Annotated in this window: 20 protein-coding genes and 1 pseudogene; 12 read left to right on the plus strand and 9 right to left on the minus strand. The window is 35.9% G+C overall.

What is annotated here, in order from left to right; genetic code table 11:
* Window positions 1-12 precede the first annotated feature (12 nt).
* Entirely contained in the window at window positions 13-846 is an 834-nt protein-coding gene (locus tag PUH65_RS14175) for an arsenite methyltransferase (RefSeq protein WP_305520682.1), read from the plus strand.
* Between the two features lie 88 nt (window positions 847-934).
* Here the strand turns inward: PUH65_RS14175 and PUH65_RS14180 are convergent, their stop codons facing one another.
* Window positions 935-1,921, minus strand: a complete 987-nt coding sequence (locus PUH65_RS14180) for an SDR family oxidoreductase (RefSeq protein WP_305520683.1) — start codon at window positions 1,919-1,921, stop codon at window positions 935-937.
* Window positions 1,922-2,166: 245 nt separating this feature from the next.
* Here PUH65_RS14180 and secD point away from each other — a divergent pair, with 245 nt between their 5' ends.
* From secD to PUH65_RS14215, 7 genes and pseudogenes are all read left to right on the plus strand, one after another.
* Window positions 2,167-5,094 (plus strand): protein translocase subunit SecD, encoded by a 2,928-nt coding sequence (secD, locus tag PUH65_RS14185; RefSeq protein WP_305520684.1) that lies wholly within the window; start codon window positions 2,167-2,169, stop codon window positions 5,092-5,094.
* A gap of 669 nt (window positions 5,095-5,763) precedes the next feature.
* Entirely contained in the window at window positions 5,764-6,987 is a 1,224-nt protein-coding gene (locus PUH65_RS14190) for a TCR/Tet family MFS transporter (protein ID WP_305520685.1), read from the plus strand.
* Between the two features lie 87 nt (window positions 6,988-7,074).
* Window positions 7,075-7,398: a twin-arginine translocase TatA/TatE family subunit gene (locus PUH65_RS14195; protein WP_305520686.1), complete on the plus strand. Its 324-nt coding sequence runs from the start codon at window positions 7,075-7,077 to the stop codon at window positions 7,396-7,398.
* Window position 7,399: 1 nt separating this feature from the next.
* Window positions 7,400-7,984 carry a phosphatase PAP2 family protein gene (locus PUH65_RS14200; protein ID WP_305520687.1) on the plus strand — a complete coding sequence of 195 codons (585 nt, stop codon included), beginning with the start codon at window positions 7,400-7,402 and terminating at the stop codon, window positions 7,982-7,984.
* 148 nt (window positions 7,985-8,132) lie between these two features.
* Window positions 8,133-10,964 carry a DNA polymerase I gene (gene polA / locus PUH65_RS14205; protein WP_305520688.1) on the plus strand — a complete coding sequence of 944 codons (2,832 nt, stop codon included), beginning with the start codon at window positions 8,133-8,135 and terminating at the stop codon, window positions 10,962-10,964.
* An 88-nt stretch (window positions 10,965-11,052) separates the two neighbouring features.
* Window positions 11,053-11,931 (plus strand): glycosyltransferase family 2 protein, encoded by an 879-nt coding sequence (locus PUH65_RS14210; RefSeq protein WP_305520689.1) that lies wholly within the window; start codon window positions 11,053-11,055, stop codon window positions 11,929-11,931.
* 136 nt (window positions 11,932-12,067) lie between these two features.
* A pseudogene (locus PUH65_RS14215) lies at window positions 12,068-13,561 on the plus strand (amidohydrolase).
* A gap of 36 nt (window positions 13,562-13,597) precedes the next feature.
* Here PUH65_RS14215 and PUH65_RS14220 read toward each other — a convergent pair.
* Window positions 13,598-14,449, minus strand: a complete 852-nt coding sequence (locus tag PUH65_RS14220) for a glycosyltransferase family 2 protein (RefSeq protein WP_305520690.1) — start codon at window positions 14,447-14,449, stop codon at window positions 13,598-13,600.
* Window positions 14,450-14,497: 48 nt separating this feature from the next.
* Here PUH65_RS14220 and PUH65_RS14225 point away from each other — a divergent pair, with 48 nt between their 5' ends.
* A complete protein-coding gene (locus PUH65_RS14225; RefSeq protein WP_305520691.1) occupies window positions 14,498-15,415 on the plus strand; it encodes a class I SAM-dependent methyltransferase in 918 nt (305 codons plus the stop codon).
* A 38-nt stretch (window positions 15,416-15,453) separates the two neighbouring features.
* On the opposite strand, the gene PUH65_RS14230 is transcribed toward PUH65_RS14225, so the two are convergent.
* On the minus strand, window positions 15,454-16,932 hold the full coding sequence (locus tag PUH65_RS14230) for a lipopolysaccharide biosynthesis protein (RefSeq protein WP_305520692.1): 1,479 nt from the start codon (window positions 16,930-16,932) through the stop codon (window positions 15,454-15,456).
* A 558-nt stretch (window positions 16,933-17,490) separates the two neighbouring features.
* Window positions 17,491-18,156: a DUF2461 domain-containing protein gene (locus PUH65_RS14235; protein ID WP_305520693.1), complete on the minus strand. Its 666-nt coding sequence runs from the start codon at window positions 18,154-18,156 to the stop codon at window positions 17,491-17,493.
* A 145-nt stretch (window positions 18,157-18,301) separates the two neighbouring features.
* On the opposite strand from PUH65_RS14235, the gene PUH65_RS14240 reads away from it, so the two are divergent.
* From PUH65_RS14240 to PUH65_RS14250, 3 genes are all read left to right on the plus strand, one after another.
* Window positions 18,302-20,107: a DEAD/DEAH box helicase gene (locus PUH65_RS14240; protein WP_305520694.1), complete on the plus strand. Its 1,806-nt coding sequence runs from the start codon at window positions 18,302-18,304 to the stop codon at window positions 20,105-20,107.
* Between the two features lie 160 nt (window positions 20,108-20,267).
* Window positions 20,268-20,906: a DUF47 domain-containing protein gene (locus tag PUH65_RS14245; RefSeq protein WP_305520695.1), complete on the plus strand. Its 639-nt coding sequence runs from the start codon at window positions 20,268-20,270 to the stop codon at window positions 20,904-20,906.
* Window positions 20,907-20,937: 31 nt separating this feature from the next.
* Window positions 20,938-22,080, plus strand: coding sequence for an inorganic phosphate transporter (locus tag PUH65_RS14250; protein WP_305520696.1), 1,143 nt, complete (start codon window positions 20,938-20,940; stop codon window positions 22,078-22,080).
* 81 nt (window positions 22,081-22,161) lie between these two features.
* Here the strand turns inward: PUH65_RS14250 and PUH65_RS14255 are convergent, their stop codons facing one another.
* From PUH65_RS14255 to PUH65_RS14275, 5 genes are read right to left on the minus strand one after another with little or no spacing between them, the layout of a single operon-like run.
* Window positions 22,162-22,632, minus strand: coding sequence for a glycosyltransferase (locus PUH65_RS14255; protein ID WP_305520697.1), 471 nt, complete (start codon window positions 22,630-22,632; stop codon window positions 22,162-22,164).
* A complete protein-coding gene (locus tag PUH65_RS14260; RefSeq protein ID WP_305520698.1) occupies window positions 22,629-23,171 on the minus strand; it encodes a hypothetical protein in 543 nt (180 codons plus the stop codon). The genes PUH65_RS14255 and PUH65_RS14260 overlap by 4 nt, the downstream gene beginning before the upstream one ends.
* The gene (locus tag PUH65_RS14265; protein ID WP_305520699.1) at window positions 23,172-24,275 is read right to left on the minus strand and encodes a glycosyltransferase; all 1,104 of its coding nucleotides are present in this window, start codon (window positions 24,273-24,275) and stop codon (window positions 23,172-23,174) included.
* A 28-nt stretch (window positions 24,276-24,303) separates the two neighbouring features.
* Window positions 24,304-24,633, minus strand: coding sequence for a hypothetical protein (locus PUH65_RS14270; protein ID WP_305520700.1), 330 nt, complete (start codon window positions 24,631-24,633; stop codon window positions 24,304-24,306).
* Entirely contained in the window at window positions 24,623-24,973 is a 351-nt protein-coding gene (locus PUH65_RS14275) for an O-antigen ligase family protein (RefSeq protein WP_370692054.1), read from the minus strand. The genes PUH65_RS14270 and PUH65_RS14275 overlap by 11 nt, the downstream gene beginning before the upstream one ends.
* Window positions 24,974-25,043 lie beyond the last annotated feature (70 nt).

Raw genomic sequence — 25,043 nt, forward strand, 5'->3', positions numbered from 1 at the left:
ATACCTAAAATCATGAATACCAACGAAGAAATCAAAGAAATGGTAAAGCAAAAATACAGTGAAATTGCTTTACAAGATCAGGAAACCAACGCCTCATCTTGCTGCGGAAGTGGAGGATGCAGCACCGAAGTGTACAATATCATGAGCGATGAATACGAACATTTGGAAGGATATAGCGCCGAAGCAGATTTGAAATTAGGTTGCGGTTTGCCCACAGAGTTTGCTAAGATTAAACCTGGACATACCGTGGTTGATTTAGGAAGTGGCGCTGGAAATGATTGTTTCGTTGCGAGACATGAAACGGGAGAATCCGGAAAAGTTATAGGAATAGATTTTACGCCCGAGATGATTGATAAGGCGAGACTCAATGCTGATAAATTGAAATTCAATAATGTTGAATTCAGATTAGGTGATATTGAAAATATCCCGACCATGAGTAATATCGCTGATGTCGTGGTGAGCAATTGCGTGATGAATTTGGTGCCCAACAAACCTAAAGCGTTTAGCGAAGTGCATCGGATTTTGAAAGTGGGCGGCCACTTCAGTATTTCAGATATTGTTTTAACTGGCGATCTTCCAGAAAGAATTAAAAACGCTGCCGAAATGTACGCAGGTTGTGTGGCAAGTGCGATTCAGAAAGAGGACTATTTAGAAATTATTAAAAATTCCGGATTCAAAAACATCACGATTCAAAAAGAAAAACCGATCATCATTCCGAATGATATTTTGAAAAATTATTTGAGTGAAGAGGAAATCGAAACTTACAATTCTAATAAAAATATTATTTTCAGCATCACCGTTTACGCCGAAAAACTGAATGAATGTTGTGGCCCGACTTGCTGTTAAAAACAAGTTAGGTTCAAATATGGAGTCTTTAATAAAATACAAAAGCAAGATTAATTTCTTGCTTTTGTATTTTAAGGAAGTAGAAAAATTATTTCTTTTTCGATTTAATGTATAGAAATCCAAGTGCAATTCCTGCTGCCATCATAATTACCGTCTTTTGTTTTCTCGACGGGACGGGAATTGCCAATTCTCCATAGATTCTCATTGGATCTTTTGACGGATAATTTACGTTTCCACTGGTGTTGGTGTCTGCGTTTGGTTTCATACCTAATCGTAAAATAGCAGAGGCGGTATTGATAATCGCTTTTGGAAATAAGCCGTACAGAATTTTACTCACTTGCGCATAAACATCAGTGATGATGCTTTTTTTTGGGTTTTTTGCAGTTTCAACCATTTGTGCTGCCAATTCACGTGGATCAACAGAAAATGGTGGGATCTTGAAATCCAATCCAGAATATTTAGCGGAATGCATGTTGCCTGTTGATCTTTGAATTCCGGGATATAATCCGACAATATGAATATTGGGTTCATTGGAAACTTCCCCCTGTAAGCCTTCTACCATACCGCGGATCCCAAATTTTGTACTGGAATAAGCCGTAGAATAGGGTGCAGGCATCCATCCTCCAATCGAAACATTATTGATTAAAATTCCTTCTTTCTGTTTTTTAAATATTGGAAGAACGGTGTGAGCGCCATGTAAAAATCCCAGTAAATTTGTTTTTACAACTTGATCCATTGTTTCGACGGGGATTTCTTCAAATTTTCCACTGGCCATAACGCCGGCATTATTCACCCAAATATCGATGCGTCCATTAAACTGTAAGGCTTGTTCTGCTAGATTCTGAACTTGCTGTGCATCGGAAACATCGGTTTGAACTCCTAAGGCAACTACTTCTAAATCATGGCATAATGCTACGGTTTCATCTAACCCTTCCTGACCTCTGGCGGCAACAACGACGTTGCAGCCTTCCAAGGCAAATGCTTCTGCCGCGGCTCTTCCGACACCACTTGTTCCACCAGTTATAACAACTGTTTTACCGCGTAATTCTCCATATTTTATTTCTTGATTTTCCATAAGTTTAAATTGTAATGTTGTATTGATGTTTATTGGGTATCAATTATTATGCAATTAGCATTATTCAGTCTTCTAAACCTTGGTTATTGTAAATTAAAGGGGTGCGTTTAGCTATTTTCTAATGCGTAAACGCCTTATAGAGGTATTATTATGAAATTTTCAAAATGAATTGTTAAATAATTCTTAATTATATTGAAAATCGTTATATTTGCCGACTATAATTTTAATATTGTAAACTATTAACAATGCAAGGAAAAGGACTTATTACGCTGGTTGCAATTATTCTGGGACTTATTTGTCTTAATGAATTGTTACCTACATGGTATGCTGGTAAGGTTGAAAGACAGGCCACTGCTATTGCGGGAAACAACCCCGAAAAATACAACAAGGAAATGGCTCGTCTTTCAAAAGACACTTTGAATCTTGGTTTTACAAAATTGTATTATTCCAGAGCGAAAGAAAGAGAAATGAAGTTGGGACTGGATTTAAAAGGAGGGATTAACGTTCTTTTAGAAATCAACCAAAGAGATTTGGTAAACGATTTAACCCAGTATTCTACCAACCCAATTCTTTTGGAAGCGCTGGATAAAACCGATCAAGCTCAAAAAAATTCTACCAGAAACTATATTGAGAATTTCTTTATTGAATTTGAAGCGGTAAACAAAGAGAAAGGAACAAACCTTAAACTTGCTGATCCGGAAATTTTCGGGAATACCAATCTTACAGAAATTAAATACAACTCATCGGATGATGAAGTTAAAAATATCGTCAGAAGAAAAATTAGTGCTTCTGAAGGATCTGCTTACGAAGTAATCAGAACCCGTATTGATAAAATGGGAGTTACCCAGCCAAACGTTCAGCGTGTTCCAGGAACAGGAAGAATTTCGGTAGAAATGCCCGGAAGTAAAGATATCGACCGTGTAAAGAAAATGTTGGCGACTTCTGCAAAACTACAGTTCTGGGAAGTACAAACTATTCAGGAAGCAATTCCTTATTTGGAGCAATTGTCAACAGTAGTTCCTTTAAAAGCAGACTCAATTGGTGTTCCTAAAAACACGAATTTAATGAACATGCTTCAGTTGAACTCTTTGAAATCAAGTGGAGTTGGTAACATTAAACTTTCTGATACGGCTGTAGTTAATAAAATATTAAACTCAAAAATTGCGAAAGAACTTCGTCCGGCGAACATCAAATACACTCAGTTTATGTGGGGGTATAAACCGGAATCTACTGATCCAACTAATTTAGTACTTTATGCAATTCGTGGTAATATTAACCAAAAAGCACCGGTTGATGGCGCTGTAGAATCTGCAAGAGTTAACTATGACGAACTTGGGAGAGTAGTTGTGGATATGCAGATGGATTCTAAAGGTTCGAAAGAATGGAAAGCCATGACTGCCAAAAACGTGAACAAATCAGTAGCAGTTACTTTAGATAATGTAGTGTATACAGCACCAAATGTTGTAAATGAAATCCCGAACGGAAGAACGCAAATCTCTGGTAACTTCTCTCAGGAAGAAGCGCAGGATTTAGTAAATGTTTTGGGCGCAGGTAAACTTCCTGCAAGTGCTAAAATTGTACAGGCAGATGTTGTTGGGCCATCATTGGGCCAACAGTCAATCGATGCGGGAATGCTTTCTTTCTTAATCGCATTTTTAGTAATCGTTTGTTACATCATTTTCTACTACGGTGGTGCTGGAGTTTATGCAGTTATCGCGATGGTGATTAACTTATTCTACATCTTTGGAATCATGGATTCTGTAGATGCGACATTAACCTTGCCTGGTATCGCAGGGATCGTCCTCTCCATGGCCATGGCGGTGGATACCAACGTAATTATTTATGAAAGAACCAAAGAAGAACTCTTCGCTGGTAAAAATATTCTGGAAGCGTACAAAGACGGTTTCAAACATGCACTTTCTGCGATTATCGATGGTCACTCAACGACGATTCTAACCGCAATTGTTTTGTATATCTTCGGAACAGGTCCAATTAAAGGATTTGCAGTAACATTGATCATCGGTATTCTGATGACCTTCTTTACTTCGGTATTGTTATCAAGAGTAATGATTTTTGCAAGACTGAACAAAGGAAAAGGATTGTCAGTTTGGACTCCTTTAACCAAAAACTTGTTCAGAAATGTTTGGATCGACTTTATTGGAAAAAGAAAATACGCTTATATCATTTCAGGAATTCTTACTGTTGGAAGTTTAGTTTCCATCTATGTAAACGGCTTTAAATATGGGATCGACTTTACAGGTGGTCGTAACTACGTAGTGAAATTCGATAAACCGGTTGATGCTACAAAAACAGAAGATGCTTTAATCAAACTATTTGCTACTGAAGACGGAAAACTTTCTGCTGTAGAAGCAAAAACTTTCGGAAACGGTAACCAGTTAAAAATCTCTACGGATTATTTAATTGATGATGAATCTTTGAAAGCAGACCAGACCATTGAACAAAAATTATACGAAGGATTAAAAGCAGATCTTCCGGCAGGACTTACTTTAGAAGAATTCAAAGCAGCAGATACCTCGCACACCGGAATCGTTTCTTCTACCAAAGTAGGACCAACCGTGGCAGATGATATCAAGACTGGCGGAATGTTCGCAGTAATCGCAGCATTAGCAGGAATCTTCCTCTATATTCTTGTTCGGTTTACCAAATGGCAGTTCTCTTTAGGAGCGGTAGCAGGACTTGCACATGATGCCATTGTTATTCTGGGGGTGTATTCATTACTTCACAGATACATGCCATTTAATATGGAGATCAACCAGGATTTCATTGCGGCAATTTTGACCGTTCTTGGATATTCTATCAATGATACAGTGATTGTATTTGACAGAATCCGGGAATATTTAAGAGAGAAAAAATCAGTTACATTGGCAGGATTATTTGATGACTCCATCTCAAGCACTTTGGGAAGAACGTTCAATACCTCATTTACCACCTTGTTGGTAATCTTGGCCATCTTCATTTTCGGTGGAGAAAACCTAAGAGGATTCATGTTCGCCTTGTTATTGGGTATCGGTTTCGGTACCTATTCATCCATCTTTATCTCCTCAGCAATCGCTTATGATTTCTTAAAAGGGAAAGGAAAAGGACCAGAAGAAAAACTACACGGCAGAACTTCAGTCGACGTAGAAGTTGTTGACAACAGAACAAGAAAATAGATTTTCTATTTAGATCATAAATGTCCTTCGAAAGAGGGACATTTTTTGTTTCAAACCTTTCGTAATTCCTTCTTTTATTTGGGCAGACATTTCCGCCTTCCACTCCCGCTTTTATAATTGGTAGCTTCGACAGGCTCAGCCACCAATTATAAAGAGCTCCGTTCAAGTCGGGCTGCAAACCCCGATTTAGTCAATTGTCCTTTATTAATTTAAAAATCCTGCAATCCTCAAAAACCAACATTTCAATTTCGCTGAGAGATTTGATTTAGCATTCGACATTAAATATTTCAAATAATTCTTTTATTATTATACTTTACCCCTTGCTAAACGAAGTGCCTTTGCGCCCGTAATTTTCGCAGTAAATTATATTAACACTTTGCGTCTTTGCGTTAAAAATTTCCATTTTCAAAAACTTACTTTTTTATACAATAATCCATTACTAAACTTAAAAAAAATTCGCTTGCAAACCTTGCTGAGTGAAACGCCTTTGCGCCCGTAATTTTCACAGTAAATTATATAACACTTTGCGTCTTTGCGTTAAAAATAATATTGTCTTTTGTTTCTCCTTCTGGAGTTATCGATATTCTCATCTATCAGCGAAGCGGTCTATTATCTTTTATCTTTATTCTATTAAAAAAAACCTGACAAAAAACTATCTTTACACCCGCAATGAAAAAAAATCAAAAATCCGCAGCCATAGGTTTCATTTTCATCACCTTACTAATTGATATTACAGGGTGGGGAATCGTGATTCCTGTCGTTCCGAAACTGATTCAGGAATTAGTTGGGACTACCGATTTAAGCGTCGCCTCCCGTTATGGAGGCTGGCTCAGTTTTGCGTATGCCGGAATGCAATTTATCTTCGCTTCCGTTTTAGGCGGAATGAGTGATAAGTTTGGCAGACGACCGATCATTCTTTTTTCTTTATTAGGATTCTCCATGAATTTTTTCATTCAGGCCATTGCGCCAACCATCTTCTGGCTATTTGTCGGAAGAATTTTATCTGGCGTAACTGGAGCGAGTATTACAACAGCCAGTGCTTATATCGCCGATATCTCCAATGATGAAGACCGCGCCAAAAACTTCGGAATGATTGGTGCCGCTTTTGGATTAGGATTTATAATAGGTCCTGTAATAGGTGGCTTTTTAGGACAGTACGGAGCAAGAGTCCCGTTTTATGCTGCCTCTGGTTTATGTTTAATCAACTTCCTTTACGGTTGGTTCATCCTTCCCGAAAGTCTCGACAAAGAACATCGGCGACCGTTCAATTGGAAACGTGCAAATCCCATTGGTTCCCTACTTCAACTAAAAAAACATCCCGAAATATTAGGATTAATTTCAACCTTAGTTCTCGTTTATATTGCCGGACATGCCGTGCAAACCAACTGGACATTCTTTACCATGTACAAATTTGGCTGGAGTGAAAAAGTAGTTGGACTTTCATTAGGAGTCGTCGGCTTAATGGCGGCTTTAGTGCAGGGTTATTTAATCCGATTAATACAACCCAAACTCGGTAACGAAAGAACCATTGTTTATGGCTTGGCGCTTTATGCGGTCGGTCTAATTCTCTTCGCTTTTGCCAGCGAAAGTTGGATGATGTTTGCCTTTTTAGTTCCTTACGGTTTAGGTGGAATTGCGGGACCTGCTTTGCAATCTGTGATTTCTTCTCAAGTTCCCAAAAATGAGCAGGGAGAATTGCAGGGCGCTTTGGCAAGTTTAATTAGTTTCACGGCGATTATTGGTCCACCTTTAATGACGAATACTTTTTATTATTTTACGCACGATTCGGCACCCTTTAAATTTCCGGGCGCACCGTTTTTCCTGGGATTCATATTAATGGCAATCAGTGTCATTTTGGTCAATCGACTCTTCCCCCGAAAAAAAAATCTTTAATAGCGCTCTTAATTTTCAAGTAAATTTTAAGAATAATTTAATTTTAAAAATGAAAAACGATAACATAATCTTTTGTAATTTTACGCCATGGAATTAAGTATAGGTGAAATGCTCATGATTGCTTTGGCAATCGTAGTTTTGTTCGGTCCAAATAAATTGCCGCAAATTGCGCGTGACTTAGGACAGGGAGTACGCAAAATGCGTGGCGCCATGGAAGACGTAAAAACTGAAATCCTGAAGGAGACTGATAATCCAGTCTCGGAAATCAAAAGAGAAATCGACAAAGTAAAGCAGGCCGCAATGGATTTTAATCCAATGGCTGAAATCGAGAAAGAGGCGCGTGCAAAAAGAGACGAACCCAAAGTCAACCTTGCCGATAACGATACCCACGAAGGACCTGTAAGCCGCTGAGATGCAAGAAATTATTCACGAAGATAAGTCCCTTTTTCTTTTTCTCAATAATTTGGGAAGCAGTTCTTTTGATCAACTTTGGATCATGATTTCTGCCACTTGGATTTGGGTTCCATTGTATGTTATTTTCCTTTACCTTTTATTTAAAAACTACCAACTTCGAAATTTAGTTTTCATTCTAATATTTATCGCTTTGGGAGTGACCTTCTCCGACCAGTTAGCCGGTATTTTTAAAACTGGAGTTGCTCGTTTACGGCCGTGTCATGATCCAACTTTAACAGGCTTAATGCGGGATGTAAAATGTGGCGGACAGTTTGGATTCTATTCAAGTCACGCGGCAAATACCTTTTTCATTGCCACATTCATGACTTTACTTCTCTACAAAAAATATCGATTCTTACCTTATATTTTATTTATCTGGGCAATCATTGTTTCTTACAGCCGAATTTATCTCGGTGTCCACTTTCCTCTTGATATTTTAATGGGATCACTGATGGGCTTTTTCACCGGCGGTTTCTTCGCCACGCTCGCCTTAAAGGTAATCCACAAGCAGAACAACTCAATTTCGACAACTACTAAATCATAGGAGATTCGCAGACTTATATTTCTGTAGGAAATTTTATTCTATTAACTCCTCAACCAAATCTTAATAGTTAAATTTTATACTTTCTCATATTCATCAAAACTTCCTTTGAAGATATAACTCCTCCTATCTTTTTTATATCTTTGCTTCTATGTCAGAAAACAACGATAAACGTCTTTTCCTCATCGATGCATATGCGATGATTTTCCGTGGATATTATGCTTTAATCAGAAGTCCGCGTATTACAAGCACCGGAATTGATACCTCCGCAATTTTTGGTTTCACCAACTCTTTAATTGAATTAATCCGTCGTGAAAAACCGACGCATCTTGCTGTCGTTTTTGATGTTGGTCAGGCCAGTGTCCGTACCGAAGATTTCGCTGATTATAAAGCGAACCGAAGCGAAACACCCGAAGCGATTAAATTAGCCATTCCTTATATTCATCGAATTTTAGAAGCCATGCACGTTCCTATTTTAGGTTTAGAAGGCTATGAAGCCGATGACCTGATCGGAACCCTTTCTGTAAAAGCAGAAAAAGAAGGGTACGAGGTTTTTATGGTAACGCCCGATAAAGATTTTGCACAATTGGTTACTGATAGAGTGAAAATTTATAAACCTGGTTTGAAAGGGGCCGAATTTGAAATTTTAGGCGTTGAAGAAGTCAAAGCGAAATATGAAATCGAAGATCCAAAACAGGTCATTGATTTCCTGGCGATGATGGGCGACGCCGTTGATAATATTCCAGGCTTGGAAGGCGTGGGAGAAAAAACAGCCAAGAAGTTTCTGAAGGAATACGGGAGCATTGAAAATCTTTTGGCAAACACAGCAGATTTAAAAGGAAAGTTGAAAGAAAAAGTAGAAAACTCTGCAGAACGCGGAATCCTTTCCAAAAAATTAGCGACGATTATTTGCGATGCACCGATTGAGTTTCATCAGGAACAATATGATCTAGATACGCCTGATTTCGAGAAAGTAAAAGAGGTTTTCGATGAAATTGAATTCCGTCGTCTCTATGAAAACCTATATCGTGCCTTTGCGCCGTCAAGTGAAATTGGAAGTTCCAGCAGTAAACCGTCCCTTTCAAATCCTCAACCTGCAAAAGGTGGTGATCAATCCATGCAACTGGATTTATTTGCCAATTTTGAAGAATTAGATCAGGCAACTTCAACCAAAGAAACCGCTTTTGATAATGATCATTTGTATCAATATATCGATTCGCCCAAAGCACAATATATGTTGGTTCGAAACTTAATGGCTCAAAAGGCAGTTTCTTTCGATACCGAAACCACGTCTTTAGATGAAATGGAAGCCGAATTAATTGGACTGAGTTTCTCCTACAAAAATGGATTAGCCTATTATATTCCGTTATCAGAAAAGCGCGAGGAAGTTTTAGAAACCTTAGAAATTTTCCGTCCCTTTTTTGAGAAAGAGGAAGTTTTAAAAATTGGTCACAATATAAAATTTGATTTCAAAGTTTTAAAACATTACGGAATTACCGTTGAAGGATTGCTTTTCGACACGATGATTGCGCATTATTTACTCAATCCGGATGGTCGTCACGTAATGGAATATCTTTCCGAAATGTATTTAAATTACAAACCGATTTCTTTAGAATCTTTGGTTGGTAAGAAAGGAAAAAATCAAGGGAATTTGCGTTCAGTTTCTTTACAGGAGCAAACAGAATATGCGAGCGAAGATGCCGACTTGGCTTTCCGTCTTTATCAGGTTTTTGCGCCACATTTAAAAAAGGAAAACCTGGAAGATTTATTTTTTAAAGTTGAAATGCCTTTAATGAAAGTTCTTGCTAAAATGGAACTTGAAGGAATTGCGCTTGATAAAAAATGGCTCGAACAGGAAAGTATCGATTTAGAAAACGATCTTCGTCAATTGGAGAAAACGATTTTTGAATTGTCGGGTGAAGAATTTAATATGAATTCTCCGAAACAATTGGGTGAAGTTTTATTTGAAAAAATGCAACTCGATCCAAAAGCGAAGAAGACTAAATCCGGTCAGTACGCAACTTCCGAGGATATTTTACAAAAATTATCTTCTAAGCATGAAATCATTAAACATATTTTAGAGTACCGAACTTATCAGAAACTAAAATCCACTTACGTTGATGCTTTGCCTTTACAGATTGATAAAAACGATCATCGAGTTCATACCAATTTTTCACAGACAACGGCTGCAACCGGACGTTTAGCAAGTGTAAATCCAAACTTGCAGAATATCCCAATCCGAACTTTACGCGGACAACAGATTCGTGGTGCTTTTGTGGCTAATCCTGGAAATAAATTAATTGCCGCGGATTATTCTCAAATAGAACTGCGTTTAATTGCAGCAATTTCAGAAGAAGAGAATATGATTAAAGCCTTTCAAAACGGCGAAGATATTCACGCTTCTACCGCCTCGAAATTATTTAATATTCCTTTAGAAGAAGTCACCAAAACCCAGCGTTCACAAGCAAAAACCGTGAACTTCGGGATTTTGTACGGTCAAGGTGCTTTTGCTTTAGCCGAACAAACCGGACTTTCCAGAAAAGAAGCCAAGGAAATGATCGAATCTTATTTTGAAACCTATCCTAATTTAAAAAAATACATGGCCAATCAGGTGGTGAAAGCACAGGAAATGGGTTATGTAGAAACCATTTTAAACAGAAAAAGACATTTAAAAGATATCAACTCTGCCAACTTTGTCGTTAAAGCACACGCCGAAAGAAATGCAGTAAATGCGCCAATTCAGGGAAGTGCAGCCGATGTCATTAAACTGGCAATGATTAAAATTGATGAACAACTCACCAAACAGAATTTAAAAACGAAAATGCTTTTGCAGGTTCATGATGAACTTGTTTTCGAAGCGCCTGAAGAAGAATTGGAAACCGTAACCGCTTTAATTAAAAAGGAAATGGAATCTGCTTATGAAACCACCGTTCCTTTATTGGTCGAAGTGGGAGTAGGAGATAATTGGTTGGAAGCGCATTAATAGTAATTTAAAAATGGTGAACCCGAAGGGTTCAATGTTAATAACCATTGGTGAAACCAGTGGAGACAGTAAGGAAAAAATATAAAAGTTGAAATTCCTCATCATCATTCCCACGCACAACGAAGAGAAGAATATCCTTTTCACTTTGAAATCTTTGCAGCAACAGACTTTTCAGGAGTTTTTCTGCGTAATAGTTAATGATGGTTCTACGGATAAAACGCAGCAAATTGTTGAGGATTTTATCAAAGACAATTCAAAATTTAAACTGAAGAATTTAGAATTTTCAAAGCATGAACCTGGCGCAAAAGTAGTTCGTACATTTAATAAAGGTCTGGAATCTGTAGATTTAAACGAATTTGATATCATTTGTAAATTCGATGCAGATATTATTTTTCCACCGGATTATTTACAGAAAGTCAATCAGGTTTATGAAACGCAGCCAAAAGCCGGAATGGTTTCCGGAATTGTTAAAGTGAAAAAATCAATTTTCGAACAATCGTTGATTTATGATTTTAAAGATGAAAAGCACCAATGGAAATTTGAAAATCTATCCTCGAAAAATCATATTCGTGGACCTATAAAATCTTATCGGAAAGAATGTTTTCAGGATATGAAGGGATTGCGCCCGGTTTTAGGTTGGGATAATATCGATGTGATGTTGGCCAAGAAAAATGGTTGGCAAACCGTTACCATTAAAGATTTATGGGTGAAACATTTGCGCCCGACAGCTTATCAGTATAAAAATCAGAAAGCCGAAAAACTAGGTGAATATTTTTATAATATTGGTTTGAATCTACCTTTAGCAATAATTTCTTCCGGGAAATCATCATTAAAAAACAAATCGGTTTCTGAATTTTTCACGACCATGAAATCTTTTTTAAAACAAAAAGGAAAAAAGGAATTGTCAAAGGAAGAAATAAAATACATCAGAAATTTACGCTGGCAACAGATGTTCAACAGAAAATAAAAGAACCATGAAAAAAATAATTTCCATTTTAACCGTTTTCTCCTCAATCGTTTTGATTGCGCAGAAAAACGCAGATCTCATCATCACCAATGCTAAAATTTATACCGTTAATCAAAATTTTGATACGGCCGAATCGATGGCGATTTCAAATGGAAAAATTGTTGCGGTTGGAAAATCTACCGATATTCTGAAAAATTATAAATCTTCAAAGGTTCAGGATTTACATGGAAAAACTGTTTTTCCAGGATTGATCGATGCACATTGTCATTTCACTGGTTATGCTACCGACAAATGGAAATGTGAATTGTGGGGTACAAAATCCTGGGATGAAGTTGTGGCCCGGATTTCAGAGTATGCGAAGACCGCTCCAAAAGAATGATTGTACGGAAGAAGTTGGGATCAGAATGATTGGGTAATTAAAGAATTTCCAACCAAAGAAAAATTGGATAAGTTGTTTCCGAACCGTCCGGTTTATTTAAAAAGAATTGACGGACATGCTGCGGTTGCGAATCAAAAAGCCCTGGATATTGCCGGAGTTACAAAAGATTCAAAAATTCTGGGAGGGGAAATCGAAGTTAAGAATGGAAAACTGACCGGGATTTTAGTCGATAACGCAATGACTTTGGTCGAAAAGCATATTCCGGAAATTGAAGATAAAATGGCAATTCAGTATTTTTCGGAATTACAGAAAGAATGTTTTTCTTATGGTTTAACCTCACTTCATGATTGCGGAATTACCGAAAGAACTTTGGACCGTTTAGAAAAAGCGCAATCACAAGGTCAATTGCAAATGAAGATTTTCGCTTTGATGGAAGACAATCCTGACTATTATGACCGTTGGATTAAAAAAGGAAGATATACCAATAAAAATATTACTGTTGGCGGATTTAAAGTCTATTCCGATGGTGCCTTGGGTTCCAGAGGTGCCAGTTTAAGACACGATTATTCTGACAAAAAAGATTGGAGAGGATTTCTTTTAAGTGACAGAACGCATTTTGAAAACTTGGCAAGAAAATTAAAAAACAGTGATTTACAAATGTGTACGCACGCCATCGGAGATTCTGCCAACCGAACTATTCTTCAGATCTATGGTGATGTTTTAGGTGCTAAAAATGACAGAAGATGGAGAATTGAACATGCGCAGATCGTTGATAAAAATGATTTTGATTTATTCGGAAAATACTCGATTATTCCTTCAGTACAACCGACTCACGCAACTTCTGACATGTATTGGGCAGAAGATCGCTTAGGAAAAGACCGTTTAAAATATTCTTATGCTTACGAAGATTTACTGAAACAGAACGGTTGGCTTCCTTTGGGAACTGATTTCCCGGTCGAAGAAATAAATCCATTAAAAACGTTCTATTCGGCGGTTGCAAGAAAAGATTCCAAGCATTATCCTGAAGATGGATTTCAAAAAGAAAATGCGTTAACCAGAGAACAGGCAATCCGTGGAATGACGATTTGGGCTGCCAAAGCCGCTTTCCAGGAAAATGAAATTGGAAGTTTAGAACCGGGGAAATCTGCGGATTTTATTATCGTTGATCAGGATTTAATGACGGTTCCTGAAGTGAAAATTTTAGATACCAAAGTTTTAGAAACCTATAGCAACGGAAAGAAGGTTTTCTAACTTAACCTTAAACTTAACCTTAACCTTAACCTTAACCTATTTCTGCTTGTTCTTTTCAAACTCTAATTCATTTCGTTTTTTAAATAGAATAAAATATTCTTTCAATAATGCGAAAACGGCAGTATAGGAACTATACTTTTTAAATAAATATTTACTGATTCCGAAAACATTTGTAAATCCTGAAGTAATACTTTGGGATTTTGTTTTGTTGGGATTCAGAAAAATAGTGAGCAATTTTATTTTCGCCAGTTTGAGTGCTTTTTCTGGGGTCATTTTCTGAGTTCGATCGTGTAGAACTTTGGTTTCTTTTACGATAGCAATTTTGAAATCGTGGTATTTTGCTCGCTCACAATAATTCCGGTCTTCACCATAATGAGGAAAGTAGGAATTGAAAAATCCAACTTTTTGTAGACATTCTTTAGTAATTAACCAAGCTGCAGCATTGCAAAAAGTAGTTTCGTAAAAGTTTTTTTTGTCAATAGATAAGTTAATAAACTGTTGAAAATTCGCATCAATGTTTTGACCTTCACCATCATATTGAATGGGCGCAATAATGCCGGTCTCAGGATGATTAGAAGAAAAATCGACGATTTGTTTTAAAGAATTTTCCTCTAAATAAATATCCTGATTCATGAGAAAAAAGTAGTCGTAATCGGAATCCATCAATTTTTGCAAAACCGAATTATTAGCATAACCAAAACCTGCATTAAAATGTAAGACCTCCAAATTCACGGGATAACTTTTAATGAGGGCTAAAGTATCATCGTTAGAACAATTATCGACCACATATATGTCAGTTGGGTAAGTTGATTTTAGAACAGAATCCAGACATCTGTTAATCCATTTTTCACCATTGTAGGTTACGATAATAGTTGCGATTTTTTTCATATCAGATGCAAAAATAGATTAATTTTGGTCTGCAAAAAAAATAAAAACATGGTTTGCAGAATCTGCGGTTCAACTCATACTAAAAACACGTATTCCGTGAATGATAAAATGTTTGCTGGAACGGAAAAATTTGAATATTTTGATTGTTCGGAGTGTGGAACATTACAGATTTCTGATTTTCCAATGGAGATGTCGCGTTTTTATCCGGATAATTATTACAGTTTAAAATCCAGACAAAAAGTAACGGACACCTTTATTCAAATGGTAAGAGATTATATTTTCTTTTATAATTTCCCTTCATTTCTATCAAAGAAACTTTCGGTAAAAATTCCGAATTTGGCGTTGGAAGCATTTTTGAAAATTAAACCAAGTCCAACTGCGAAGATTTTAGATGTTGGCTGCGGTGAAGGAAAATTCCTGAAAAGCATTTACAGATTGGGTTTTAAAAATAGTGTTGGGATTGATCCTTTTGCTTTAGAAACAATCGAAAAACCTTTTCCAATCTATAAAAAAACTTTATCAGAAATGGATGCAAAGTTTGATGTTATTACTTTTAACCACGTTTTCGAACATGTGGAAAATACGCATCAGACCTTAAGAGAATGCTACCGAAATTCAACCGATACGGGTAAAATCATCATTAGAGTTCCGGTAAAAGATTCTGCGGCTTTTGAGAAATATGGAGAAAATTGGGTTCAGTGGGATTCTCCGCGACATTTTCATCTTTTAACAAAAACTGCCTTCGAAATCCTTGCGAAGGAAAACGGCTTTTTTATAGAATCTTATTATAATGACAGTTATAAATTTCAGTTTACAGGAAGTGAAAAATACAGCAGAGGATTAAGTTACCAGTCTTCAAACTCGATTTTCACCAAAGATGAAATTATAAAATTCCGGAAAGAATCTCAGGATTTAAATACAATCGGAAGAGGTGATCAAGTCGTAGTCGTTCTAAGTAAACTATAAATCAAAATTGGATTTCCATTAGCTGAAAGGAACTTTAATTAAAATTTAAAAATACTTTTAAAGAATTTTTTATTGATATAATCTTCAACAGGGAAAATTTTCATCACATGATTTGCACCAAAAATAACGGTTAAAACAAATCCTGGTTTATACAAAAGATTAATCATATTGCTGTTCGTTTCCGGCAACATAATCGCTAAAGTGATGGCGAGCGTACAGATAATCAACATATACATCATCTCGATGGTCAGTGGGAAAACTTTAAATTTCCAATAATTGAAATAAATTTTAGTCAGATTAAAAAGCGTGAGGGAAATTGCTGTTGCCATGGCAATTCCTATAATTCCCAAATGAGTTTTGGTGAGGAATAAATAGTTGAGCGTAATAGTTGTAATCGCCAAAAACAGCATAATTACAATATTGAATCGGTAATATTTGGAAAGAGAAATGATATGCCCGTTGAATCCCGTGGCCAGGTCGAAAAGCATGGCGAATCCCAGAATCCAGATGACAGGTTCGGCCTGGCGAAGTTGCTCTCCGTTTTTAATGAAATTACTCAAGTAAGGAAAACCAACTAAAATACAGGAAAAGAGAACTGCTCCAAGGAAAAATAAAGTCAATGATGTTTTTTTATGGAAACGGTCGAGCTCTTCAAATTCCCCCTCAGCAATAGTTTTATTGATAATTGGCGCAGAAATATTAAAAAGTCCCATTTGTGGAATTAGTATAAAAGAGAGGATCGATAAGATAATACTGTAAACTCCATTTTCCTCGAAATTCAGGAATTCCCCAATCATGTAATTGTCAACTCTGAAAGCAATGAAATTTCCGATATTTCCTAAAAAACCGTAGAAACTGTAATTCAAAATTTCTTTCCATAGGTGATCTTTTCGCACGTAATCTGTGCTGAAATCAGGTGTGAATTTTTCCAATTTATTCGCGTAGAAAAAATAGCCTATCAACGATAATAGAAACATTCCTAAGAAAAATCCATATGATCCTTTTTCAGAAACTCCTAAAAAGAAAAATAAAGTAAAAGCCCCTAAATTGGCGATTTTTGGAAATAGATTTTCGAAAATATTGGGAACAACAATTCGCTTGAAGTTGGTGATGTACTTATTAAGAACAGCAGACAAGGCCATTAACAGAATAAGTGGCAAGATTAAAAACTTCATTTTCCACAGTTGTAAAGTTTTGAATTGTGGAAATAGAAGGAAAAAAGCGAAAAATAAAATAGAAAAAATAGCAAAATTTAATAGAATTCCTGCTAAGGAAAGGGAGAGTAAATTTTGATGTTTACCCTCTTTTTGGGTTTGCTGAAAAAATTTAACATTAGAAAAAGAAAGTCCAAAAATGACGATCGGTAAAAGCATTTCTGCAGTCGGCATTATAAATCTTAATTTTCCGTAGAATTCCATATCGTACGGGAAAATAAAAATCGCAGAAATCGTTCCGAGTAAAAAACCGAAATATCCGATTAAGGAATATTTAAAACCCTGACGTGCAATTACACTCATTTTTTATCGGTTTTAAAGGGGTTTATCTTTTTTTCTGAAGTGAAATAGTTCATTATATTTTTAAATAATTCTAAAAGGGATTTGTAAAAGTCTCAATAGTAAAATTTTAAATCATTAATGTGTTTTTCAAATTCAAGAAAGCAAAGATAGTAAAATATGTTAAATATATGTTAAAATGATGACTGGTCATCATTTTTTTTGAGGGTTCTATGGTTTTATTTTGAATTTGGAACTTGAAATGAAAATTCTGGAGATTATTTTTATACCTTCTATTCTTCACGAAAATATTTGAAATAAATTCCCCGTAACACGTGGTTTTGAAGATTGAGTTAAAAAAGGGGAAATGAAGAAGATTAACAACAAAGCTTATAAAATGTAGGAATATAGAGTTTCACAAGAAGAGGCTTGCGATTTCTGTGATAGAACGATTTTTAATATTTAAATTCGATGTGTTCCAATAATAATCTGCTATTTATCAGATTGTTAACCAGAGGAAAAGTGATGCGTATTGAAAGTCTAATTTCTGGAATTTACATGTGAATTTGATAATTTCAAAATTTACTTAAAAGGGAGTTCCAGAAAATCGTTCAATGGTTTAATGCTCTCTAATATTTTTGCGAAATTTTTCGCCGCATTTTTATCTAATAGTTGCTCGTCTGAAATGGGATGACTTACGGTAAAACTTTTTAATTTAAGGTATTCCGCCATCGGATGATCTTTTTCAAAACCGGTCGGAACTCTTTGCAATTGGTGTTCTACACTCAAACCTCTAAAATTATTTCGGAAATCTTTATGGTCTAAAATTTTCAAAAATTCTTCACCACTTGCCGCAATTTCTTTTCTGATTTCCTTTAATATAGAAGGTTCTGGCGTGTAAACTCCACCTGCTAAAAACGATTGTCCCGGTTCAATATGCAAATAGTATCCAGAAATTTTACTGCCTTTCCCCATGCCCAAACTCGCACCGAAATGGGTTTTGTAGGGAACTTTGTTTTTTGAAAAACGAACATCTCTATAAATCCTAAAAACGGCTTTTTTGGGATCAATTTTCAAAATCTCATCATCAAATTCTGAAATATCCTGGATTAAATGTTCCACAAATAACTCCACATTTTCTTTTGCTTCTAAATAAAGACTTTTATTTTCATTGAACCATTCTCGGTTGTTATTCCGGCTTAAAGTCCTTAAGAAAGATAGAGTAGAGGCGTTAATAGAGTCTTGCATTGTTCTTTATTTCTTTCAAATTTAAATAAAAATAAGGGCAATAAAAAAGGACTTTTCATTATTAACAATTATTTAATAAACACCCCATATAATTATCATAAATAAAAAACGTATCTTTGCACCCAATTTATAGACGATCTTTTACATGAATTTATTTACGGAGACCAATCTAAGTCCTGAAGTTTTGAAGGCAATTGGCGAAATGGGCTTTGTGAGCCCAACAGAAATCCAAAAACAGACTATTCCTTTTATCTCTACAGATACACGCGATCTAATCGCACTTGCGCAGACAGGAACAGGCAAAACAGCAGCGTTTACGCTTCCGATTTTGGATATGATTGACGACGGGAGTCGCAAAATCCAATTATTGGTGCTTTGTCCAACCAGAGAACTTTGTTTGCAAATTACCAAAGACATTATTAATTATTCGAAATACTTGAAAAACATCAAAACTACAGCAGTTTATGGTGGTAGCAGTATTACTGATCAAATCAGATCTCTACGTGAGAAACCGCAGATTATTGTGGGAACTCCGGGGAGGGTCATCGACTTGATTAACAGAAAAGCCCTTGATTTTTCAGAAATTCAATGGTTAATTCTTGATGAAGCTGATGAAATGCTTTCAATGGGGTTCAAAGAAGATTTGGCAACCATTTTAAGAGAAACTCCAGAAACCAAACAAACGCTTTTGTTCTCGGCAACGATGAATAAAGAGGTTGAAAGGATTTCTAAAAACTATTTAACGAATCCACACAGAATTTCTGTTGGTTCAATCAACGAGGTTAAGAAAAACATCAAACACGAATATTACGTGGTTGGTTACAGAAACAAAAAAGAAGCTTTGAAGAGATTGATTGATGCAAATCCAAATCAATATTCAATTCTTTTCTGTAGAACCCGTATGGAAACTCAGGAAGTTGCAGACTTTTTGATGCAGAACGGTTATGCGGCAGATGCACTTCACGGTGATTTATCGCAGGCACAACGTGATACGGTAATGAAAAAATTCCGTTTGAAAAACATCGATATCTTAGTGGCGACAGATGTTGCGGCGAGAGGTTTAGATGTTGATTCATTAACCCACGTTATTCACTTCTCTTTACCTGATGATCCGGAGGTTTTTGTTCACCGTAGTGGTAGAACCGGACGTGCTGGAAAAGATGGGATCTCGATTTCTTTAATTAAACCTGAAGAATCTAGAAAACTGAAACAAATTAAATCAGTTACTAAAATTGATATTGTTGAGAAGAAAATTCCTACTGGTAAAAAGATTATCGAAGCACAGGTTGCTGGCGTATTCGAAAAATTATTTACAGAGCACGAAAATTTGGTTGAATTCGACAATGAGTTGATTCCAGATTTATCAGCCTTTACCAAAGAAGAATTGGTACACCAAATGTTGCAGTTACAATTGAGAGAGATGGCGCTTTATTATAAAGATAAAGACGATTTAGTTGATCAGAAATTTAACAGCGACGATAGAGGAGACCGAGGAGGTAGAGATCGTGGCAGAGACCGTGATGGAAGAGGAAGAGATCGCGATAGAGGCGGTGACAGAAGAGATAGCGGTAGAGATAGCGGTAACAGATTTAGAGACAGTGGAAGTCGTGATTTCGGAAGAGATAGAGACGGCGGAAACCGTGATTCTAGAGATCGTGACGGTGGAAACAGAGGCGAATCTAGAGATAGAAAACCAAGAAAAAATAATGAGGACATGGTTCGGTTTTTCTTTAACTTAGGAAAACGGGACAACTTAAAGAAAATTGATATGTTGGAGATTATCAATAAATCAACGGAGAAATCAAGAAAACGTCCGGATATTGGAAACATTGAAATTTTAGAAAAATTCTCTTTCTTTGAAGTAGAAAAAGGATTTAAAGATGAAGTTCTAAAAGGGTTACAAACTCAGAAATTCAAAGGAAAAGATATGAGAGCCGAAGAATCTAACTAATTTTTCTTTCTTATTTATCAATACAAACCAGTCTCGTTTATAACGAGGCTGGTTTTTTTGTTGGCAACTATTTCCTAATGTTAATAAAGATTAATATTAAAATGAGAAACCTATCACTCTTTTTCGGAAATTTGCAGGACTAATTAAAAAATGAACAATAATGGGAATCGGAAATATTTTTAAAATGTTCCAGCCGAAAGACAAAGTGTTTTTTGTACTGTTTGAGAAAGTTGCAGAAGAACTCGTAGCAATGTCCAAAGAATTTCACGAGAGTTTACTCGATTTCGATATCAATGATGATACGATGTTGCAACACATGAGTGATTATGAACACAGAATGGATGATTTAACCCACGAAATTTTCGTTCAGTTAGGAGAAAACTTTATTACTCCGTTTGATAGAGAAGACATTAGTCATTTGGCAAGTGGTTTAGATGATATTGCAGATTTCATGTATGCTTCCGCGAAATATATTTATTTATACAAAGCACCTCTGGATCCGGCTTACACAGAATTTACCCTTTTAATTTATAAATCTTGTCTGGAAGTTCAGTTGGCGCTAAGAAACCTGAACGATTTTAAAGATCCTAAAGCAGTAAAAGAATCTTGTATTAAGATCAACTCTTTCGAAAATATTGCAGATGATGTCTTGAGCCAGGCAATTGTGAAATTGTTTGAAAGCAATGATGCAATTAAGATTATGAAAATAAAAGCAGTGTTGGAATATCTGGAAACAGTAACCGACAAAGCAGAAGATGTAGCGAATACCATCGACAGTATTTTAATTAAATACGCTTAATCTATTCCCTAATTATATAGTATAAAAAAGAATGGATTTACCAGTTCTACTCCTCATCATCATTGCATTAGCACTTGTTTTTGACTATATCAATGGTTTTCATGATGCCGCGAATTCAATTGCGACCATCGTTTCCACTAAAGTTTTATCGCCTTTTCAGGCCGTTCTTTGGGCAGCAGTTTGGAATTTTGCCGCATTCTTCCTTGCAGCATATGTCATCGGAGAATTTAAAATCGGAAATACCATCGCCAAATCGGTCAATACCGATTTTATTAATCTTGAAGTGATCCTTGCTGGTTTAGTAGCCGCTATTGCCTGGAATTTATTAACCTGGTGGTTTGGGATTCCTTCCTCATCATCGCATACCTTAATTGGTGGTTTCTTAGGTGCTGCACTGATGCACGCTTTGGTCACAGATTATCATTTGATTGCTTTGGCTCAACCAGATTTGGCTACCTTCGATAAACTCATACTCGCCTTCAAGCAACTCTTTACGCAAGATGTTGTCCGGTATGATAAAGTGATCCCGATCTTTTTATTCATTTTCCTGGCACCTTTAATTGGTTCGGCGATTTCAATTTTAATCACTTTGTTCATCGTTAATGTTTCTAAAAGATCAAGTCCGCGAAAAGCAGATAATGTTTTCAAGAAATTACAGTTGGTTTCTTCAGCGTTATTCAGTTTAGGACACGGTACCAATGATGCACAGAAAGTGATGGGAATTATCGGAGCAGCCGTGATTTACCACCATACACAGACCTTGCAGGATCCGGTTTATCTGGCTTTAGACAGTACCCACCAGTTCAACTATTTCGTAGAACATTATTTCTGGGTTCCATTTACCTCCTTCTTAATGATTGCTTTGGGAACCATGAGCGGTGGCTGGAAAATTGTAAAAACAATGGGAACAAGAATTACCAAAGTAACGCCCCTGGAAGGAGTTGCTGCTGAAACTGCGGGAGCCATTACGCTTTTCATTTCAGAACATTTTGGAATCCCGGTTTCAACGACACACACCATCACCGGTGCCATCATCGGGGTAGGAGTAACCAAAAGAGTTTCTGCCGTGCGATGGGGAATCACCGTAAGTTTATTATGGGCCTGGATTCTGACCATTCCAATCTCTGCTTTCGTAGCTGGATGTACGTATTTGGTGGTGGTGTTTTTGAGATAAAGAGCACTTTGTGAAAAATTGAAAAGCCACTTTGTAAGAAGTGGCTTTTTTGGTTTTTGTAATCAGTAGAACAATTTTATGCTATTTTTTTAAAAGATTGATTAAATCATCTATTCGATTGAAAACCAATTGTTCAGTATCCTTTACATGTTCAGATTGTGATTCTATAAACGCTCTTTCCATATCAGATACATCTAAAGGATCAAATGTAATCGACGGTTTACATACTGCATGCGTATAAGGTAAGTCTGCTCCAATAACTTTACAGCCATTTTCGAGTGCTTCGACAATACCGAGTCCAAAACTTTCAGTTAAAGACGGGAAGATGAGGTAATGATTACTATTATATATTTCGAATAATTCATTCCTAGGAATAAAACCATGGTTTACAATAGGGTAACCTTTATCTATTTTATTTTTGATAATAGACAACAGTTCAGGATATTCATCACTTATCGTAATATGCAAGATACCTTTCTTTTTTTTATCATAATAAACGCAAAATGCGTCAATTAAATTGTTGTGATTTTTGTGAGTTCCACCATTGCTCACATATACAAATCCGTCCTTTCTCCTATTATAATTTTTTCTATTTTTTTCAGAGGAGGATAAAAGGGCATTACTTTAACTTGACTTTTAGTAAGTTCAAATTTTGACATCAGTCCCTTTTTAATATTTGCAGACTGTACCAACCAAATATTGGTATTTGATTTAATTGAATCAAGAACCATTCTCTTGATTTTAAACTTTATTTTATTTATGATAGATAGGGTATCAGGCGTTTCTAAAAACAGAGTCTGATGGAAATAGGTATAAACAGGAACTTTAAGTGGAATCGTAGGAGCCAAATTTCCAAAACATAAAACTTGTGAAAATGTTCCACCTTTTCGGCGGTAAAAGTGGTGTCTGTTGAGTAAGTTTGCTTTCAGGTAAACTTTACGTCTTTTGGGTACGTTTTGAAAGTCATCTTTACAGCGTTCGTCAAATAGATAAAAAACAGGGATTTTGTTTTTTTCTAATTGTTCTACCAGATATTCCAGCAGGATTTTCCCGCCGCTGTTGTTGATGTATAAGCTATCGAGCAGGAGCATTTATATTTGTTTTTGTACCCAAGGGGCTATAGGTTTTTCTTTTTCTACATTCTTATCAAAAGTGCAAGAAATTATTTTCGAGAAATAATCAGCTGCGACAGCAGGAGTGATTTTTTCTACTGCCCAGTTTTGAATTTTGAGATAATCTTTTTCTACGTAATTTTTAGTGGACCAGTTTTCCAGTAATTTTTTCAGTTGATCATAATCACCTGCTTTAAAAACTGCTCCTCTGTCACTATTTTCAACTAATATCTTGGCTCCCACGTTGTCGCTGGTGATAACTGGTGTACCTGCTAACAGCGCTTCATTAACGACTACTCCCCAACCATCAAATAGAGATGGTAAAAATAACAGTTTACTTTCAGCAATGATTTCGATCGTTTCTAATTTCGATTTACGCCCCAATATACTAATCTTAAAATCCGCCTTATTACTATTTATAATATTCTGTAGAGCGCTTAAATCAGGACCAACACCTAATATTAAAAATTCATTATAACCAAAACAATTGTTCTCAATCAACAAATTTGTTAATTGTAAAATCTGTTTTCTATCAGTTAGTTGACCTACAAAAACGATTTGGTTTTTCTTTCTTACATTATTGTTAAGAGGATGATCAACAAAATACCCCCATTGAAAAAGTTTATTTTTTCTATATCCAAATTTCGTGTAGGTAGTTATACCTAAATCGCCGGTTGCTGCGATAAACTTAATTTTGTGACCATATTTTAATCTTTGAAAATTTCCTCTTATTAATTTAAGAAATCCTTTAATACCATCAAAATTAATAGGTTCGGAGACTATACCAATTTTTGCTTTGTGAACTTCTGCTTTTTTAAAACCACTATAAACTGTTTTATAGGCGGAAATTCCAGAGAAAATATGAATGTCTTCTGCATTTTCAAAATACTGATCTAAAGAATTTAATGGAGGAGCAATGATTATCTTTAAATAGTTGTATTGCGGTATTTCCCAATGATCTTTTTTTCTTTCGATGTCTTGAATTTCTTCAACAATCAAAAGAATTTCGTGATGGAAGGATAATGCTTTCAAAAAATCAACTTGATGCGGACTTATAATATTTTGCCAAAAAATAATTTTCATTTTTTTCGAAATTTTTTTATTAATCAAATTATATGATTTTTATAATTTGATATTTTTTGTATCCTTCTATTACACCCAACAGAAGCCAAATGTAGAAGAAAAGCAAACTTCCAGCTGCCAAAATATATCCTTCGGCGCTCATGTGAATCATAAAAAAAAGCAGTAAACTTCCTAATATTCCAGAAATTATATAATCATTTTTATTTTTAAATAAATAGATGAGCGCAGAGAGAAATATGAAAACAATAAGAATAAATCCTGCGATACCAGTCATAGATAAAAGTGCAAGCCATGATGAACCTGGTTCTACTTTACCACTATCACTATCGAAGCCAATAGAGAAATCATTATCTGTCAACGCCGCCCCAAAAACCGACTCCTACAATGGGAGAAGATTTGAACTCGGCTACCCTCGCTGTCCAATGTTCCTCTCTTCTGGATAATAAATCACCATCATCGTTTCCTTGAAACTTTTCAGTTATACCTGAAGTGTAGGACGACCATAATGGAAAACTAAGAATTAAGATAGCTGAAACACTAAAAACGAATTTAAAAGTTTTTCCTACTTTATGTTTACTAAGTTTATAAAATAAAAATAAAAGTGCAACGATTACCGCGATGATTGACGTCCTAGAGCTGGATATCAGCAGCGACATGGTACTTAAAAAGAAACAAATTTTTAGAATAAGAGGACTGATATATTTTGTATGTCTTCAAAAGAAAGTGTACTTTTTCTTAGAGAGTGTTTTCTGTTTCAAATATAGAATT

It is taken from the genome of Kaistella sp. SH40-3 (genome assembly GCF_030686865.1).
In the GTDB taxonomy this organism is placed as follows: Bacteria; Bacteroidota; Bacteroidia; order Flavobacteriales; family Weeksellaceae; genus Kaistella.